Origin of the sequence: Agarivorans sp. QJM3NY_25, from assembly GCF_050870875.2 — a bacterium.
GTDB lineage: Bacteria > Pseudomonadota > Gammaproteobacteria > Enterobacterales > Celerinatantimonadaceae > Agarivorans.
Genome location: NZ_CP194041.2, coordinates 3,449,398 through 3,465,904, shown reverse-complemented (window position 1 = coordinate 3,465,904; position 16,507 = coordinate 3,449,398). Strand labels below are relative to the sequence as shown.

Genomic DNA, 16,507 nt, shown 5'->3' with positions numbered 1-16,507 from the left:
AGACTTAAGTGTAGGCAAATTGACTGCTTGGTTTGGGCTCATGGATAGCTTATAAGCTCTGGTATAACTAGATTGAGGTCTTATATGACGGTGACAGGTCAACAATTCGCGTCAGCATTCCCAAACGACGATAAAATTGAATGCTCGCGCTTTAATCACCTTACTCGCTATTTTGAACTAAGCATTGATATCTGCGCCGATCCCTTGACTCGGCTCGCTTTTGCTTCTGAACAGATAGCGGCCTTGCCGCTACTTAAAAAAGTCGCGGTAAATGGTGAGCTGGATGATATAGCCGTGTTTTTCGCTGAGATGTTTATTTGGCCATTGAGTGACATTTGCGAAGTGAGAGCCCCAGTTCCCTTAAGGAGCGAGGAATGGTTATTACTCGATGCGGATGAGGTAGGACACTCATGAGTGTTCAGCCCTAGTTTGGGGGAACGCTCACGATAAATATGCTTGATGTGACTTATGGTGAGCGACTAGTCGTCTTGTTAATGCTCGCAAGCTTTTGTTTTATTAATAATTTCATTCACGTAAACAATCGCTTGCTTGCATTTATTAAGCTTGCAGTGAACCGTATTGTCGAGCTGCCGTCACAACTATTATAAATAACGAGCTTGAAGGTGTTGTTTAAAATACTGGCTATTTAAGTTTTCGCCAGTGGCGCGGCTGACTAGTTCATCGCTTGGGTAGAAACTGGCTTGTGACCAGATGTTTTTTTGTAACCAGGCAAAGACCGTATCGTAATTACCGGTTTGAACTTGAGCGGGTACCTCCGGATGTTGTTTCACCAGCGCTGTGTGAAATTGTGCAGCATACATTGCACCGAGTGAGTAGGACGGAAAATAGCCGATTAAACCAGCAGGCCAATGCACGTCTTGCATGCAGCCATCTTGGTAATTGCCTTGTGTAGATAGTCCTAAATACTGTTGCATTTTGAGATCCCATAACTCCGGGATATCAGCCACGGTAATTTTTTGGGTAATCAGGTCTCGTTCTAATTCGTAGCGCAACATGATGTGTGCAGGATAGGTCACTTCATCGGCGTCAACTCGAATATAACCGGGCTGTACCTTAAGGTAGTGTTGTTTGAGCTCGCTTAAGCGCATTGGCTGCTGATGGCACAAATGCTGATTGACTAAGGGGAGTAGTTGTTCAATAAATGCCTGACTGCGACCCAATTGCATTTCAAAGAATAGGCTTTGGCTTTCATGAATGCCCATTGAGCGGGCCTGACCCACTGGTAGATCGAGGAAATCTAAAGGTAGATTTTGCTCATAGCGAGCATGACCCGTCTCATGCACTATTCCCATCAGCGAGCGAGTAAAGTCTTGTTCTTCGTAACGGGTGGTAATTCGAACATCCTGAGGGACTCCACCACAGAAGGGGTGAGTACTCACATCGAGGCGACCATGATTAAAATCGAATTGCAGCTTCTTCATCACTGCTAAGCCGAGTTGCTTTTGTTTATCACTGGCAAAGGGCGCATTGAGCTGAAGCGCGGGCCAACTTTTTTGTTGTTCGACGACCTGTTGGATCAGTTGGGGGAGCCAGGCGTGTAACTCACCAAATATTTTATCCAAACGCTGCATTTGCATGCCGGGTTCGTAGAGATCAAGCATCGCATCATAAGGGCTTAACCCAGTTTTATCGGCTCTGATCTGCGCTTCTTCAATGGCTAATTGCATCACCGCTTGTAGGTTAATCTGAAAGGCCTTCCAGTCGTTGTTGCCACGCTGTTCACGCCAAGCGTGTTCGCAATGTGCGGTTGCCAAAGATTTTGCTTTGACGAGATCGCTGGGGAGGGCAGTTTGCTGTTGCCAATGACGTTTCATTTCTCGTAACGAGGCCTGTTGTTGCGGATTTAGGTTTAGTTGTTTGGCTTGTTCTAGCCATTCTGGCATTGCTGAATGGGTGGACTTTTGATGGATTAATACGGCGAGTTCTGCCAGTGCTTCGGCACGGGCTTGATTTCCACCATTAGGCATCATTGTCGCTTGATCCCAGCTACAGATAGCATTTAAATGCGCGAGCTTAGATAGATGTTGAAAGTGCTGGCAGAGTTGTTGGTAAGCGTTGGGCTTTGTCATAATTATTCCTTGGTCGATGTGAATTTAACGGATTCGGCGAGCATGACGTTCGCGGTTATCGAGTTTTTGTAATTCACTTTTTTTCAGCAGTACGTAGATGGCACCGCTGCCACCATGTATGGCCTGAGCACTATGTATCGCTAATACCGATTCAATTTGCGGTAGCCAGCCACTCACGTAGCTTTTTAGTAATGCTGGTGGTTGGCTATTTGCGCCTTTGCCGGTAATGATTAATGCGCTACGAATGTTTAATTGCTGGCACTGTTTGATGAAACTTATAATTTCGTTACGCGCTTGCTCAAGGCGAAGTTTGTGTAAATCTAACTTGGCTTGGATTTCATATTTGCCCAAACGGAGCTTCTTGAATACACCTTGCTGTAGTCCAGATTTTTTGTAACTGACGGGATCGTCGGGGCGTAATAGTTTAACCTGTTCCAGTGAAAGGTAATCTTGATGACTCGCTGCCTGTTGTTGGGCTGCTAATTGACGAGCCTGCTTTGCGGCGGAATCTAAAGTTGCACTACTGCCGATGATGGCGTCTTGCTTTAAGGGCTTGATTCCAGCAACTTCTTGCTGAAATAGATCAAATTCTTCAGACATAAAAGAACTCCTGAACAACGAAGTCCCTTCTTTATAGATGAGAGCATGCAGCGGCGCAACCGCTGCGTTCGCTTATTTTTGTGGTGGTTCGCTTTGGCTGATTTTTTTTAGGAAATAATAAGTATAAAAAATCATCAAACCAATTGTAATCGCGATCACCGAAATAGACATTAAACCAATGCTATTACCAAACAGTAAGTCTAACCAAAGATCCATGCTAAAGATTCCTTCTTATGAGGTCACCTGAGCATAACTTGGTTGAATATTAGCCAAATTGATAGTGATCAATCTGTGTTTGGATCAACTTCACGAATTACATAACCTTGTTGTTCTAAATTACTGAGTAAGCCTTGTTCGCCATATAGATGCATGGCACCAACGACGACAAAACTGGTGTTATTGAGTTCGGTGAGTTGTTGCAGCCATTGCTGGTTTCGCTGGTAGAGTAATTTATTGATCACCATTTCGGCTTCTTGTTGGAACATTGGATCTTCACCAAGCAGCGCAAATAGTTGTTGGTTATCCCCTTTGTTCCAGTATTCCACGAGTTGATTGAACATCTGAGGAACCTGTTCGAATTCATCGAGAGTTTGCTGTAAGAGAGGAATTTGAATACTCTCAAGGCTGCTTAAAGCTTCCAATTGTTGTTCAAAAGTCTCAAGTGCGATAATTGGCTTGTATCGTTGTTTTGCTTGTTCGATGAAGTGAAGATCAAGTCCAAGCTCAGGTTTAAAACCTAAGGCTTGCATTTGCAATTGGCTGAGTACAATGGCGGCATACCAAGCTCGCATATTGCTAAATAGTGTTTCGGAAATACCTAGTTGTTGGCTACGTTGCTTTAACAGTTGCTGATAATGAGGGCTTAAATCATCGTTGAGGCTGCGATTAGCCGGTTGCAGTGTTCTGGTGTTCAGCATTTGCTGATCACTCGCGCTTAGCTTTGTGATATCAGTTTCGATGATCAGTTGTTGGCTGTGCTTAAAGGCATCGATAAATGCTGCAGGTAGTGGATAAAACTGCTCGCTACCTAAATGGATCGAGCCGAACAAATAGAGGCGTTGTTGTGCTTTACTGGCCACCCAGAGTGAAGGCTCAGCAGCCAGCTGAGTACTCGAAAGGATTAGTAACAGCGAACCTAAACGCTTTATCCAAGTTGACATAATAAATCCGTTATTGAAAAGGTAAGCCATTTTATCATGCGTACTTAACTTTTTCTGAGTATTGCATCGAGCCAAGTGACTGGTAAACAACGACGCAATAAAGCAAACAGATGAGTGGGGGAGGTCACATAGTAGCGAACTTTCGGGCTTGGCGCTTCTAGGGCATGCAGTAGTGCGTTAAATACAGCGCTAGCAGGTAAGGTAAAGCGAGAGCTAGCTCCTTCTTGGCCGAGACGTTTTAAGGTATGTTGGTAAGCTGCTTGGTGGCGACTTTGCTCTAGTTTGATTGATTGCTCGAAGGCAATTTTGGCATTTTTTCTAAATGAACTGATAATCGGTCCTGGTTCGATCAGGCTTATCTTAATTGGCGTATCGGCTAATTCTAGGCGCAGGGTATCTGTGTACCCTTCTAGGGCGAATTTACTGGCGTTGTAAGCGCCACGATACTTCATTGCTACGAGCCCTAGCACCGAGCTATTCTGGATAATTCGTCCTTGTTGTCGCTCAAGCATATGAGCAATCACTAAGCGGCTCAGATGATGCCAACCAAACAAATTGATTTCAAACTGCTGGCGCAGTGCTTCAGTGGGCAGATCTTCTAGCGCTCCGGGTTGTCCGTAGGCACCATTGTTAAACAGGTAGCTTATCTTTCCGTTAGCCATTTTTAAGGCTTGTTGCCAGCCTTGTTCGATGGATTGCTGACAGGCTAAATCTAATTGTATACAGTTTAAGCCCATCTCTTGGAGTCGTATAACATCGGATAAATAGCGACAAGATGCGATGACGTGATAGTTATGCTTTGGTAGTTGTTGAGCGCAATATAAACCAATGCCACTACTACAGCCGGTAATCAAAATGCTTGCTCTGGTTTCATGTCTTGCCTGCTTATTGTTGAAAGATTTACGCTTGGATAGATATACAATTGGCAGATCCTTGGCAGCTTGGCTTTGGAGCAATTGGTCGCCTACTAAAGATGAAATGTCTTTCGGTCGACTTTTAAATCATGTTTGGAGTCAAACCGAAGCTTACTCATATGTACATATAAGTAAGCTTATCTTGGTGTAAAGGCAGATTCAGTAAGGTTTGTGTATTTCCAAGAGGCCATGATAATGCTTAAATCAATCCAATAGGGATTGCCTTCGAGGATACGTTTGACTTGATGGGGGCAATCTTTTGCTCAAATTTATCGCGCTAGAGATAATGTCAAATTTACCCATAGAAATGCTCACTTACAGTCGGAGTTTAACCGAATATGTAGGTGAAAAACACTTTGTTCAGTGGACAAGGCCTGAACTTTACAAATCAAACCTTGTCCTTATAGCGTTTTGACGCAAAATTATTTTTTCCAAAAGGATTTACTCGCTTCAATGTTGGCTTGCCTACGACTGACACCAATGTCTCTGAGTAGGTAATCGGGCAGGCTAGCTAGCTGTCTACGCAGCTTGGCGCGCTCAATACACTGTTCGTAGTGTGCCGCAAAATACTTGATGCTAAACCAGAGTCGCTGGATTAAAAGTAAGTCTGGTTTAACTCTAAACTGACTCATTTGCTGATGTGTTCCACTGTGTCTATTCATTTTTGATGCTCCTATGCTGTTTGCACTTAAACATTATTTGATTTTAGGTTAGGCTGACAAACGACTTAAACAGACAGTGAGTTAAGGAGAGCTTAAGTGAGTGAGCGTTTGCCCCCTTTGCAAGGGCTATATTGCTTCTATATGGCGGCTGAATTAGGCAGCTTTAAGCAAGCTGCGGCTAGGCTATATGTAACGGCTGCGGCGATGAGTCAACAGATCCGCCAGTTGGAAGAGCGACTTGAGGTTAAGTTATTCGAGCGGCAGCATCGCAAGGTCGTGTTAACCGCTGAAGGGGTCACTTTATATCACTATGCGAAACAAGCCTTTGTGAGTTTACAGGATGGAGTTAGGCAGCTGAGTCAAGATCCTAACCCAAATACTTTATCGATTTCGGTACTACCTTCATTTGCTCAACACTGGTTAGTGCCACGCTTGGGTGATTTTAGTCAGCAACATCCCGACTTGTCGGTGATGTTGATGCCGAAAGATACCTTGATTGATTTTCGCCAAGAGCCTGTGGACCTATGTGTGCGTTACGGGTTGGGGGAATACCCTGGTTTAGCATCCGAAAAGCTAATGGATGACCATATTTATCCAGTTTGTCATCCGCTTTACTTTGAGCAACACCCGGGTTTATCCCTTGATGACTTAAGTGGACATACGGTGATAGATGATGCTCGCCCAGATATGAACTGGCAGTATTGGTTACAATTGGCGGGTTATAAACAAAGTCCTACCAAAGCCAACTTAATCTATCAAGGCGCCCACGTGGTGTTAGAAGGAGCTTTATCTGTGCAAGGGATAGCTTTAGTGAGACATAGTCTGGCTTGGAAATACATTCAGCAGGGGACTTTAGTTCAATTAGGGAATATTGCGGTGCGTTCCAGTTATAGCTATTTCTTAGTCGCTCCAGAGCCCTATTTAAAGCGAGAAAAGGTGCGCCAATTCAGCCATTGGATCAGTGCTGAAGTGGAAAGTTTTTGGTTTGACAGCCAAGCTAAATCTACTGATATAAAGCTGGTACAAGCCAAAGAGTGCTGTTAGTTCGTCGTTGAGGAGCTCGATTGTTTACAGCGATTTTTCCGTTTGCTGCTCTGGTGGTGAACTTTGTTCAATCGTAATTCGAGTGGCTTCTAAGGTTGCCCAGCTTTTGTCATTACGAATAATCTCTGCTTTCACCAGTTGATAATCAAGCGCTGGTGCAAGCCATAACCAAGTTTTGCGGCCTTCCCGCTTTTTTTGTTCAAGCTTAAGCGTTTTGAATTCACCTAGTTCGGTGTTGATCGTTTCTTTTCCGATGACATTGAAGCGGTAGTTTTCAATTTCATCAATGGCGTTGTAATGATAATTCATATCGGTGAGGCCATTTTTTAGGTCATTTTGTAGTTGCACCGAAAAGCCAGCGGTATCCATTAATTGTTTTACGTCTTCCGGCGCTTCAAAGTGATGACTCTTGCCATTAATTTCAACGATTAATCCACCTTTACGGTCTGGGTGACCAATTGCTTGTAAGTGACTAAATAAACTTTTTTGCTTATGAACAAAACCTAAGGTTTGCACCTGCTCCTGTTGATAGGAAAAGCGCGAGGTATCATCGTAGGAAAATCCCCCGCCTAAAGCACTGGCACGGCTTTTTATTTGAAACACATTGTGATTGAGTTTTATGAGCTGCCGGTAGCCAGTAGCGATTGGGATCCCTTTAAAGCTTGCTGCATATTCAGCTTCAAAGGGAAGGATCTGTGCCACGGTGGTGGTACTCAATAACAAACTTGCAAAGCTTACGGTTTTTAATAACGACATAACAATTCATCCAAAGGGTGACATGCTTATTATACCTATCTAACTCATTATCTGTTGATTCTTGCTGGGCTAAATCTGCGCTAATTGCGTTATGTATCGTGTCATCAGAGTCATTCGTTACTGCACTTCATGCCTAGTTATCGGCAGATTTATTCTGCGCAATAGGTTGATCATATAATGAATCAAATTGGTATTATACTGAGCTAAGTATGACAAAGCTTCGAGTGAAACCAAAAATAAAAAGCCCCGCATCAGCGGGGCTTTATGATCACTTTGAAATTAACTTAATAAAATTAAGCTTTTGCTTTGCTTGCTTTTTTAGCGGGCGCTTTTTTTTCAGCTGCTTCACGTTCTTCGGTTTCTACGTAAGGACGACCGTAGTACGAATCAAGTAGCACTTGTTTTAATTCAGCGATTAATGGGTAACGTGGGTTTGCACCAGTACATTGGTCATCAAACGCGTCAACCGCTAACTCGTCAACTTTAGCAAGGAACTCTGCTTCAGGAACACCCGCAGCTTGAATTGATAATGGGATATTGATTTCAACTTTAAGTTCGTCTAACCAAGTTAACAATGCATTAAGCTTGTCTTCAGTATTCCCTTCGCGGAAGCCCAAGTGCTCAGCAACTTCAGCATAACGAGCCCGTGCTTTCGGACGGTCGTATTGTGAAAATGCGGTTTGTTTGGTTGGTGTATTGGTTGCATTGTAACGAATGGTATTGGTAAGCAACAAAGCATTTGCCAAACCGTGCGGTACGTGGAATTCTGCACCCAATTTGTGAGCCATTGAGTGACACACACCTAGGAAAGAGTTCGCAAACGCGATACCAGCGATGGTTGCAGCATTGTGTACTTTTTCACGAGCGATAGGGTCAGACTTACCATTTTTGTAAGAGCTTGGTAGGTATTCTTTCAGCATCTTAAGTGCTTGCAGAGCTTGACCGTCTGAGTATTCGTTCGCTAAAACAGAAACATAAGCTTCCATGGCGTGCGTTACCGCATCGTAACCACCAAAGGCACAGAGTGACTTAGGCATATCCATCACTAAGTTAGCATCGATTACAGCCATGTTCGGTGTTAACTCGTAATCAGCTAATGGATATTTTTGACCCGTTGCATCGTCGGTTACCACTGCGAAAGGTGTGACTTCTGAACCAGTACCTGAAGTTGTAGTGATACAGACAAGTTCAGCTTTTGCCCCCATTTTAGGGAACTTATAAATACGTTTACGGATGTCCATAAAGCGCATTGATAGATCTTCGAAATCAGTTTCTGGGTGCTCGTACATTACCCACATGATTTTCGCAGCATCCATTGGTGAACCACCACCAACCGCTAAGATTACATCTGGTTGATAGCTGTGACAGGCTTGAGCACCTTTTTTCACGATGGTTAATGTTGGATCTGCTTCTACGTCATGGAATATTTCTACTTCCATACCTTTTTCTTTAAGGATTGAGCGTAGATCGTCGATGTAACCGTGGTTGAACAAGAATTTGTCAGTCACGATCATTGCGCGTTTCTTGCCATCTAAATCGTCCATGGCAACAGGTAATGAACCGCGGCGGAAGTAGATTGATTTAGGAAGTTTATGCCACAACATATTCTCAGCTCGCTTAGCAACAATTTTCTTATTAATTAGGTGTTTTGGACCCACGTTTTCAGAAATCGCGTTACCACCCCATGAACCACAACCAAGAGTCAATGAAGGTGCAAGTTCAAAGTTGTAAAGGTCACCAATACCACCGTGTGAAGAAGGGGTATTAATTAAAATACGTGCCGTCTTCATTTTGTCGCCAAAGTAAGCAATACGCTCGGCATTTGCATCTTGGTCGGTATAAAGAACAGAAGTATGGCCTACACCGCCAATATCTAACACGATACCCGCTTGGCGAACCGCATCTTCAAAGTCTTTCGCTTTGAACACACCTAAAGTCGGAGATAGTTTCTCGTGAGCGAACTCATCATCGAAAGAAGCTTCTAAGCCTTCGCCGATTAGAATTTTAGTTGACTTAGGTACGGTTACACCGGCTAATTCAGCAATTTTATAAGCAGGTTGACCAACAATTTTTGCGTTAAGAGCGCCGTTAATCATTAGTACTTTACGGACTTTGTCTGCGTCTGACTTGCTCAGTACTGCTGCGCCATATTTAGCGAACCGCGCCAATACTTCGTCGTACTTTGATTCAACGATGATTGCTGCTTGCTCAGAGGCACAGATTACGCCGTTATCAAAGGTTTTAGACATCAGAATTGAAGAAACAGCACGCTTCACGTCAGCTGTTTCATCGATCACTACCGGTGTATTACCCGCGCCAACACCGATTGCTGGCTTACCTGAAGAGTAAGCTGCTTTAACCATGCCTGGACCACCAGTAGCAAGAATTAAAGAGATGTCATCGTGCTTCATTAGTGCGTTAGACAATTCAACAGAAGGTTGATCAATCCAGCCAATGATATCCTTAGGTGCACCAGCTTTAATTGCTGCATCTAGTACCAGCTGTGCGGCAAAGTTGGTTGAGTTTTTAGCGCGAGGGTGTGGAGAGAAAATACAACCGTTGCGGGTTTTCAAGCTGATTAAAGCTTTGAAGATTGCCGTAGAGGTTGGGTTGGTAGTCGGTACGATAGCACAAACGATCCCTACTGGTTCAGCGATGGTAATGGTACCACCTTCTTCATTACGTTCAATGACACCACAAGTTAAAGTATCTTTATATTTGTTGTAGATGAACTCAGAAGCGAAGTGGTTTTTAATCACTTTGTCTTCCATAATGCCCATGCCAGACTCTTCAGCGGCCATGCGAGCGAGTTCAATTCGGGCTGTAGAAGCTGCGAGTGACGCGGCGCGGAAAATTTTATCCACTTGCTCTTGGCTGTATGTTGCGAAAATAGCTTGCGCTGCCTTCACTCGAGCAACCATTGCGTTTAACTCATCTATATTACCTACAGGCATCCTGTTCTCCTCATTTAAACTAAAATTAATTAGTAAACCGAAATGGTCAAATAAACTGCCACATTATAGACCCTAAATAGACGCTTGAGTGGTTTAGTAATTAACTTTCACCAGCGATTATAATAGCCATTCGTTGCTTTAGCTTGATCCAGATCATGTGTTACTAAGTTACAAATGTAAATAAATAACGTTTTATTTACCTATATAGTGGCCTATTTGTATTATTTAATACAAATAATGTAATTTATTTACTGTTTTCATCTCATTTGTTCTGTTTGTCTTTCAGTTATGCTTTCATGTTGAATTGATTCGGTACCACCTTAATTCTTAGGCTTGGAGCGATAAACTAATTCATACATATTATGTAAATAGTTAGTTTGAGCCAATCACAAAAATCAACTTATTATTTGTTGTTTTGTTTCTTCGGGTGTAGCATCTTGCGTGATTGTACGTTTTTTCAGAACATTATACTGATTTAATATTCATGAAAAGTGAATGGAAATTACATGGTTAGGCTCATTGTAGCTCACCGTGTGGAGATGGAGATTAAAATGAAAACTGCTAAAACCCTTATTGGTAGCTTAATTGGCGCGGCCATATTCGGCTCATTCGCCATGACTACTTATGCTGCCAATGTTCCTGCTGGTGTAAAATTGGCACCTGTACAAGAGTTAGTACGTGGCAATGGTTCAGAACCAGCGTCTCTTGACCCCCACAAAACCGAAGGCGTCCCTGAATCGAATGTGATCCGTGAGCTTTTAGAAGGTTTAGTTAACCAAGATGGTCAGGGTAATCTGGTGCCAGGTGCAGCGGAGTCATGGGAAACAAAAGACAACAAAACATTTGTGTTTCATTTGCGTCACAATGCTAAGTGGTCAAATGGTGACCCAGTGACAGCTCACGATTTTGAATATAGCTTCAAACGTGCAGTTGATCCTAAAACAGCTGCACCTTATTCGTGGTTTTTAGAAATGACCACTATGGTTAACGCTGCAGACATCATTGACGGTAAAAAACCGGCTTCTGAGTTAGGAGTAAAAGCACTTGATGATTACACTTTACAGATCCAGCTGACGGAAGCATTGCCTTATTTTGTGGCAATGACCTCACACACCACCATGAAGCCAGTCCATCAAGCGACTGTTGAAAAATACGGGGATAAATGGACACTACCTGCGAATTTCGTTGGTAATGGGGCTTACAAAGTATCTGAGTGGGTGGTGAACGAAAAAATCGTGATGGTCCGTAATGAAAATTACTGGGACAACGCGCATACCGTGATTAACAAAGTGACTTATTTACCTATCGAAAGCCAAGTAACCGATATGAACCGTTTCTTAGCGGGTGAAATCGACATGACTTACGAGATGGCTAACGAACACTTTAAACGGATGCAAAAAGAACAACCTGAATCTTTGAAGGTGACGCCTTACCTCTGTTCTTACTACTATGGTTTTAATAACAAGAAAGCACCATTTGACGATGTTCGTGTTCGTAAAGCGTTGTCTTACGCCATTGACCGGGACGCGGTTGCAAAATATATCGTCGGTAAGGGTGAACTGCCCGCTTACAACTTCGCCCACCAGAAAGTCGCTGGCCTACATTTCGACAAACCAGAATATGCAACCTGGACTCAAAAAGAGCGCAATGCGAAAGCTAAAGCTTTGTTGGAAGAAGTGGGTTACACCAAAGACAAACCTCTAGAGTTTAGCTTGTTATATAACACCAGTGATAACCATAAGAAGATTGCAATTGCAGTCGCGTCGATGTGGAAGAAAACCCTCGGAGTAAAAGTTAACTTAGAAAACCAAGAGTGGAAAACTTTCTTGGATAACCGTCGCAACGGTAATTACGACGTGACTCGTGCGGGTTGGTGTGGTGATTACAATGAAGCGTCTACTTTCTTGTCGTTGATGCAAAGTAACAATGGTAATAACGACCAGTTTTATAATAGTCCTGCCTATGATGGTTTCATGAATGCGGCAATGGTAGCGGTTGATCCTGCCGTACGGAGTGACAACTACCGTCAAGCTGAAGCGCAATTGGCAAAAGATATGCCTTTAGCTCCTATCTATCACTACGTGAATGCGCGTTTGGTTAAACCGACTGTTGGTGGTTACCCGATGAACAACGCAGAAGACAAAGTGTACAGCAAAGACCTATACATCATTGCTCAGTAATTGATGATTAATAATAAGGCACCTTTTCTTAAGGTGCCTTATTTTGTTGTGGCTAGAACTTAGTCGCGACAACAGAGTTTAATAGTTGGAAATAGTATGATTAAGTTCATCTTTAAAAGAATATTAGAATCAATACCAACTTTGTTGGTATTGATCACCGTTACCTTTTTCATGATGCGTTTTGCTCCAGGAAGTCCTTTCTCTGGTGAGCGCTCACTCCCGCCTGAAGTCTTAGCCAATATTGAGGCGAAGTACGGTTTAGATAAACCGGTGTTAGAGCAATATTTGACTTACCTCGGTAATTTAGTTCAAGGCGATCTTGGCCCATCATTCAAATACAAAGATTACTCAGTGAATGAGCTGGTTGCACAAGCTTTGCCTGTCTCTGCCAAGATTGGTTCCATCGCCTTTGTTTTTACGGTGTTGATGGGCGTGTCGGTTGGCACACTGGCTGCTCTCAAACAGAATACCTGGATGGATTTTAGTATCATGTCCACCGCAATGGCGGGGGTGGTGATGCCTTCATTTGTGCTTGCGCCAACCCTAGTTTATATCTTTGCAATTAAATTACAGTGGTTACCTGCAGGGGGCTGGAATGGAGGGGCGATCCAGTACATCATTTTACCAATGTTGGGGATGTCGTTGTTGTATGTGGCATCTTTTGCCCGAATTATGCGCGGTAGCATGATTGAAGTCTTGAGCTCTAACTTTATTCGTACGGCCAAAGCGAAGGGTTTACCATTTCGTTATATCGTATTACGGCATGCGCTGCGCCCCGCTTTGCTGCCTGTGGTCTCTTTCATGGGGCCCGCTTTTGTGGGAATTATCACCGGATCGGTGGTGATTGAGACCATTTTTGGTTTGCCTGGTTTTGGCAAGTTGTTTGTAAATGGTGCACTGAATCGTGATTACTCTTTGGTATTAGGCTTAACCATTATGATTGGTACTTTTACCATTTTATTTAATGCGATCGTAGACATCCTGTATGCCTTTATCGATCCTAAAATTCGCTACTAAGAGGCTGTTATGTTAGACAATAAACAAAATAGCGACGCAATTAGCGAGTTTGCTCAAAATTTGGAAATTGAAGGTCGTAGCCTATGGCAAGATGCCCGGATACGCTTTATGCGCAACCGCGCTGCGATGGTTAGTTTAACCATATTAGTTGTAATTACCTTATTGGTTATTTTTGGCTCTCACCTCAGTGACTTTGTGTTTGATGACACCGACTGGGGGGCGATGCACCAAGGACCTTCGATTGAAAGCGGCCATTACTTTGGCACCGATGCCTTGGGTCGAGACATGTTTGTTCGGACTTTACTTGGGGGGCAAATATCGCTGTTAGTCGGGGTGATGGGCGCTTTTGTTGCGGTGTTAATTGGCACTTTATATGGTGCAACCTCCGGCTTTTTGGGCGGCACGGTTGACCGAGTCATGATGCGGTTGCTGGAAATTCTTTATGGCATCCCCTTCATGTTTTTTGTGATTTTACTGGTGACCTTTTTTGGCCGCAATATTTTCTTAGTATTTGTGGCGATCGGTGCGGTGTCATGGTTAGACATGGCGCGGATTGTTCGAGGTCAGACGCTGAGTTTAAAAAATAAAGAGTTTATCGAAGCTGCTGAAGTTTGCGGTGTCTCTAAGTGGAAAATTATTACTCGCCACATTGTTCCTAATGTATTGGGTATCGTTGCGGTTTACGCCACTTTATTGGTACCACAGATGATTTTAACCGAGTCATTTTTAAGCTTCCTTGGTTTAGGGGTACAAGAGCCGATGACTTCTTGGGGCGCCTTATTACAAGATGGTTCACAAACCATGGAAATCGCTATTTGGCAGCTGCTTTATCCAGCTGGATTCATGGTAGTGACTTTATTTAGTTTTAACTATGTAGGCGACGGTTTACGTGATGCCTTAGATCCTAAAGATCGTTAAGGCAAGGGTAGAACAATGAGTTTATTAGATGTGAAAGACCTTCGGGTGGAGTTCTCAACTCCAGAAGGCAGTGTAACCGCGGTGAACGATTTAACCTTTTCACTGGAAGCAGGGCAGACCTTAGGGATTGTCGGTGAGTCAGGCTCGGGTAAAAGCCAAACCGCTTTTGCTTTAATGGGGTTGTTGGCGAAAAATGGCATCATTACTGGTGAAGCGCTATTTAATGGCCAGCAAATTTTGAACTTGCCAGAGAAAAAGCTGAATGCCATCCGGGCAGAGAAAATCGCGATGATTTTCCAAGATCCGATGACTTCTCTTAATCCTTACATGAAGGTGGGGGAGCAGCTTAAAGAAGTATTACGCCTGCATAAAGGGATGAATAATAAAGAAGCGCATGTTGAAGCGCTGAGAATGTTAGATGCGGTTAAAATGCCCGAGGCTGAAAAGCGTATGGCGATGTATCCCCATGAGTTTTCTGGTGGGATGCGTCAACGGGTGATGATTGCAATGGCACTACTTTGTCGACCACAGTTATTGATTGCCGATGAACCTACCACCGCCTTAGATGTGACAGTGCAGGCGCAAATCATGACCTTACTGAATGAGCTGAAAAGTGAATTTAATACCGCCATTATTATGATTACCCATGATTTAGGGGTTGTGGCTGGCCTATGCGAGAAAGTACTGGTGATGTATGCCGGTCGTACCATGGAATATGGCACTGCAGAAGAAGTATTTTATCGCCCAAGCCACCCTTATACCGAAGGTCTGCTAAAAGCGATCCCTCGTTTAGATACAGAGGGCGAAATTTTACCGACCATTCCTGGGAATCCGCCTAACTTACTTCGCTTACCGCAAGGTTGTCCTTTCCAAGAGCGTTGTCATCGTGTTAGTCAACGCTGTTTAGATGAAAGTCCGATCCTGACTCATTTTGGTGGACAACGTCAGCGTGCTTGTCATAACGATTTTCATTTATCGGGAGGACAATCGCATGAGTGAAAAAAACTTGTTGCTTGATGTCGTAGACTTGAAAGTATACTTCCGCATTAAAGATGCAAAAGCATTGCCTTGGACTCCCGCAGCTGCCTTGAAAGCGGTTGATGGTGTGTCATTAAAACTCTATCAGGGTGAAACCTTAGGGGTGGTTGGAGAATCGGGCTGTGGTAAATCGACTTTTGCTCGAGCGGTGATTGGTTTGGTTCCGGCCGAAGCAGGCAAAGTGGTGTGGTTAGGCCAGGATTTAACTCGCTTGCCACATAAAGAGCTGCGTGAGAAACGCAAAGAAATTCAGATGATCTTCCAAGATCCATTGGCCTCGCTTAACCCGCGGATGACGATTGGCGACATCATCGCCGAGCCATTAGAAACCTTTTATCCCAAATTGAACAAGCAAGAAGTCAAGCAGCGGGTTCAAAAAATGATGATGAAGGTCGGCTTGTTGCCTAACGTGATTAACCGTTATCCACATGAATTTTCTGGCGGACAATGTCAACGAATTGGAATTGCGCGCGCGCTGATCCTCGAACCAAAGATGATTATTTGTGATGAGCCAGTGTCGGCGCTGGACGTTTCTATTCAAGCGCAAGTGGTTAACTTGCTGAAAGAGTTACAAGCGGAAATGGGCTTGAGCCTTATTTTTATTGCCCATGACTTATCAGTGGTTAAACATATTTCTGACCGCGTTTTGGTAATGTATTTAGGTAATTCGGTTGAACTAGGCACCTCCGATGCCTTGTTTAATAAGCCAAGTCATCCTTATACCAAAGCCCTGATGTCAGCAGTACCAATCCCGGATCCGAAGTTGGAGCGTAGTAAAACAATTCAACTATTGGAAGGCGATCTACCTTCGCCAATTCATCCTCCTTCGGGCTGTGTTTTCCGCACTCGCTGTCCTATTGCGACGGAACAGTGTGCGAAAACTAAACCGCAGTTGCTTGGCAATGACCAGCACTCGGTCAGTTGTCTTCATACCAGCGTGTAAAACGCCTTGGTTGGTATCAAAAGCTAGGCTAATAAGCCTAGCTTTTTTATTGGATAAGGTCCCTCATAAGCTGTCTCTTCAATAGGGGAGTGGCGCAAGCTATTAATTTAACTTAGCTGTTCAACTTAGCTAACTTGCTACTTACATTTTAGGTTTAGTTTATTTACTTTTTAGGCGTGTGGCGTGAGCTGACTCTGACTATTTGTCACTGCTTATTTTGTGTTAGTAGAG

The 16,507-nt window shown here is 43.6% G+C and carries 15 protein-coding genes; 7 read left to right on the top strand and 8 right to left on the bottom strand.

The window, feature by feature from the left end:
• Window positions 1-84: 84 nt before the first annotated feature.
• Window positions 85-414, top strand: coding sequence for a hypothetical protein (locus ACRRSW_RS15865; protein WP_432452270.1), 330 nt, complete (start codon window positions 85-87; stop codon window positions 412-414).
• Between the two features lie 188 nt (window positions 415-602).
• On the opposite strand, the gene ACRRSW_RS15860 is transcribed toward ACRRSW_RS15865, so the two are convergent.
• From ACRRSW_RS15860 to ACRRSW_RS15835, 6 genes are all read right to left on the bottom strand, one after another.
• On the bottom strand, window positions 603-2,090 hold the full coding sequence (locus ACRRSW_RS15860; protein ID WP_432452271.1) for a carboxypeptidase M32: 1,488 nt from the start codon (window positions 2,088-2,090) through the stop codon (window positions 603-605).
• Between the two features lie 24 nt (window positions 2,091-2,114).
• Window positions 2,115-2,690 (bottom strand): DNA endonuclease SmrA, encoded by a 576-nt coding sequence (gene smrA, locus ACRRSW_RS15855; protein WP_432452272.1) that lies wholly within the window; start codon window positions 2,688-2,690, stop codon window positions 2,115-2,117.
• Between the two features lie 72 nt (window positions 2,691-2,762).
• Window positions 2,763-2,906: a DUF3149 domain-containing protein gene (locus ACRRSW_RS15850; RefSeq protein WP_432452273.1), complete on the bottom strand. Its 144-nt coding sequence runs from the start codon at window positions 2,904-2,906 to the stop codon at window positions 2,763-2,765.
• Window positions 2,907-2,974: 68 nt separating this feature from the next.
• On the bottom strand, window positions 2,975-3,850 hold the full coding sequence (locus ACRRSW_RS15845; protein ID WP_432452274.1) for a TraB/GumN family protein: 876 nt from the start codon (window positions 3,848-3,850) through the stop codon (window positions 2,975-2,977).
• A gap of 44 nt (window positions 3,851-3,894) precedes the next feature.
• Window positions 3,895-4,707 carry an SDR family oxidoreductase gene (locus tag ACRRSW_RS15840; protein ID WP_432461128.1) on the bottom strand — a complete coding sequence of 271 codons (813 nt, stop codon included), beginning with the start codon at window positions 4,705-4,707 and terminating at the stop codon, window positions 3,895-3,897.
• 479 nt (window positions 4,708-5,186) lie between these two features.
• The gene (locus tag ACRRSW_RS15835) at window positions 5,187-5,426 is read right to left on the bottom strand and encodes a DUF1127 domain-containing protein (protein ID WP_432452276.1); all 240 of its coding nucleotides are present in this window, start codon (window positions 5,424-5,426) and stop codon (window positions 5,187-5,189) included.
• 96 nt (window positions 5,427-5,522) lie between these two features.
• Between ACRRSW_RS15835 and ACRRSW_RS15830 the strand changes: the two genes are divergently transcribed.
• Window positions 5,523-6,470: a LysR substrate-binding domain-containing protein gene (locus ACRRSW_RS15830; RefSeq protein ID WP_432459831.1), complete on the top strand. Its 948-nt coding sequence runs from the start codon at window positions 5,523-5,525 to the stop codon at window positions 6,468-6,470.
• 24 nt (window positions 6,471-6,494) lie between these two features.
• Here ACRRSW_RS15830 and ACRRSW_RS15825 read toward each other — a convergent pair whose 3' ends face one another.
• The gene (locus ACRRSW_RS15825) at window positions 6,495-7,226 is read right to left on the bottom strand and encodes a DUF3108 domain-containing protein (RefSeq protein WP_432459830.1); all 732 of its coding nucleotides are present in this window, start codon (window positions 7,224-7,226) and stop codon (window positions 6,495-6,497) included.
• Between the two features lie 293 nt (window positions 7,227-7,519).
• Window positions 7,520-10,180 (bottom strand): bifunctional acetaldehyde-CoA/alcohol dehydrogenase, encoded by a 2,661-nt coding sequence (adhE, locus tag ACRRSW_RS15820; protein WP_432459829.1) that lies wholly within the window; start codon window positions 10,178-10,180, stop codon window positions 7,520-7,522.
• 551 nt (window positions 10,181-10,731) lie between these two features.
• On the opposite strand from adhE, the gene ACRRSW_RS15815 reads away from it, so the two are divergent.
• The 5 genes from ACRRSW_RS15815 (at window position 10,732) to oppF (ending at window position 16,276) form a co-directional block, all read left to right on the top strand.
• Window positions 10,732-12,360 (top strand): ABC transporter substrate-binding protein, encoded by a 1,629-nt coding sequence (locus ACRRSW_RS15815; protein ID WP_432452280.1) that lies wholly within the window; start codon window positions 10,732-10,734, stop codon window positions 12,358-12,360.
• A 96-nt stretch (window positions 12,361-12,456) separates the two neighbouring features.
• Complete coding sequence (oppB, locus tag ACRRSW_RS15810; protein ID WP_432452281.1) at window positions 12,457-13,377, top strand: oligopeptide ABC transporter permease OppB; 921 nt, start codon at window positions 12,457-12,459, stop codon at window positions 13,375-13,377.
• 9 nt (window positions 13,378-13,386) lie between these two features.
• Complete coding sequence (gene oppC, locus ACRRSW_RS15805) at window positions 13,387-14,295, top strand: oligopeptide ABC transporter permease OppC (RefSeq protein WP_432452282.1); 909 nt, start codon at window positions 13,387-13,389, stop codon at window positions 14,293-14,295.
• 15 nt (window positions 14,296-14,310) lie between these two features.
• Complete coding sequence (gene oppD, locus ACRRSW_RS15800) at window positions 14,311-15,294, top strand: oligopeptide ABC transporter ATP-binding protein OppD (protein ID WP_432452283.1); 984 nt, start codon at window positions 14,311-14,313, stop codon at window positions 15,292-15,294.
• Window positions 15,287-16,276, top strand: coding sequence for a murein tripeptide/oligopeptide ABC transporter ATP binding protein OppF (gene oppF, locus ACRRSW_RS15795; protein ID WP_432452284.1), 990 nt, complete (start codon window positions 15,287-15,289; stop codon window positions 16,274-16,276). The genes oppD and oppF overlap by 8 nt, the downstream gene beginning before the upstream one ends.
• The last annotated feature ends 231 nt before the right edge of the window (window positions 16,277-16,507 follow it).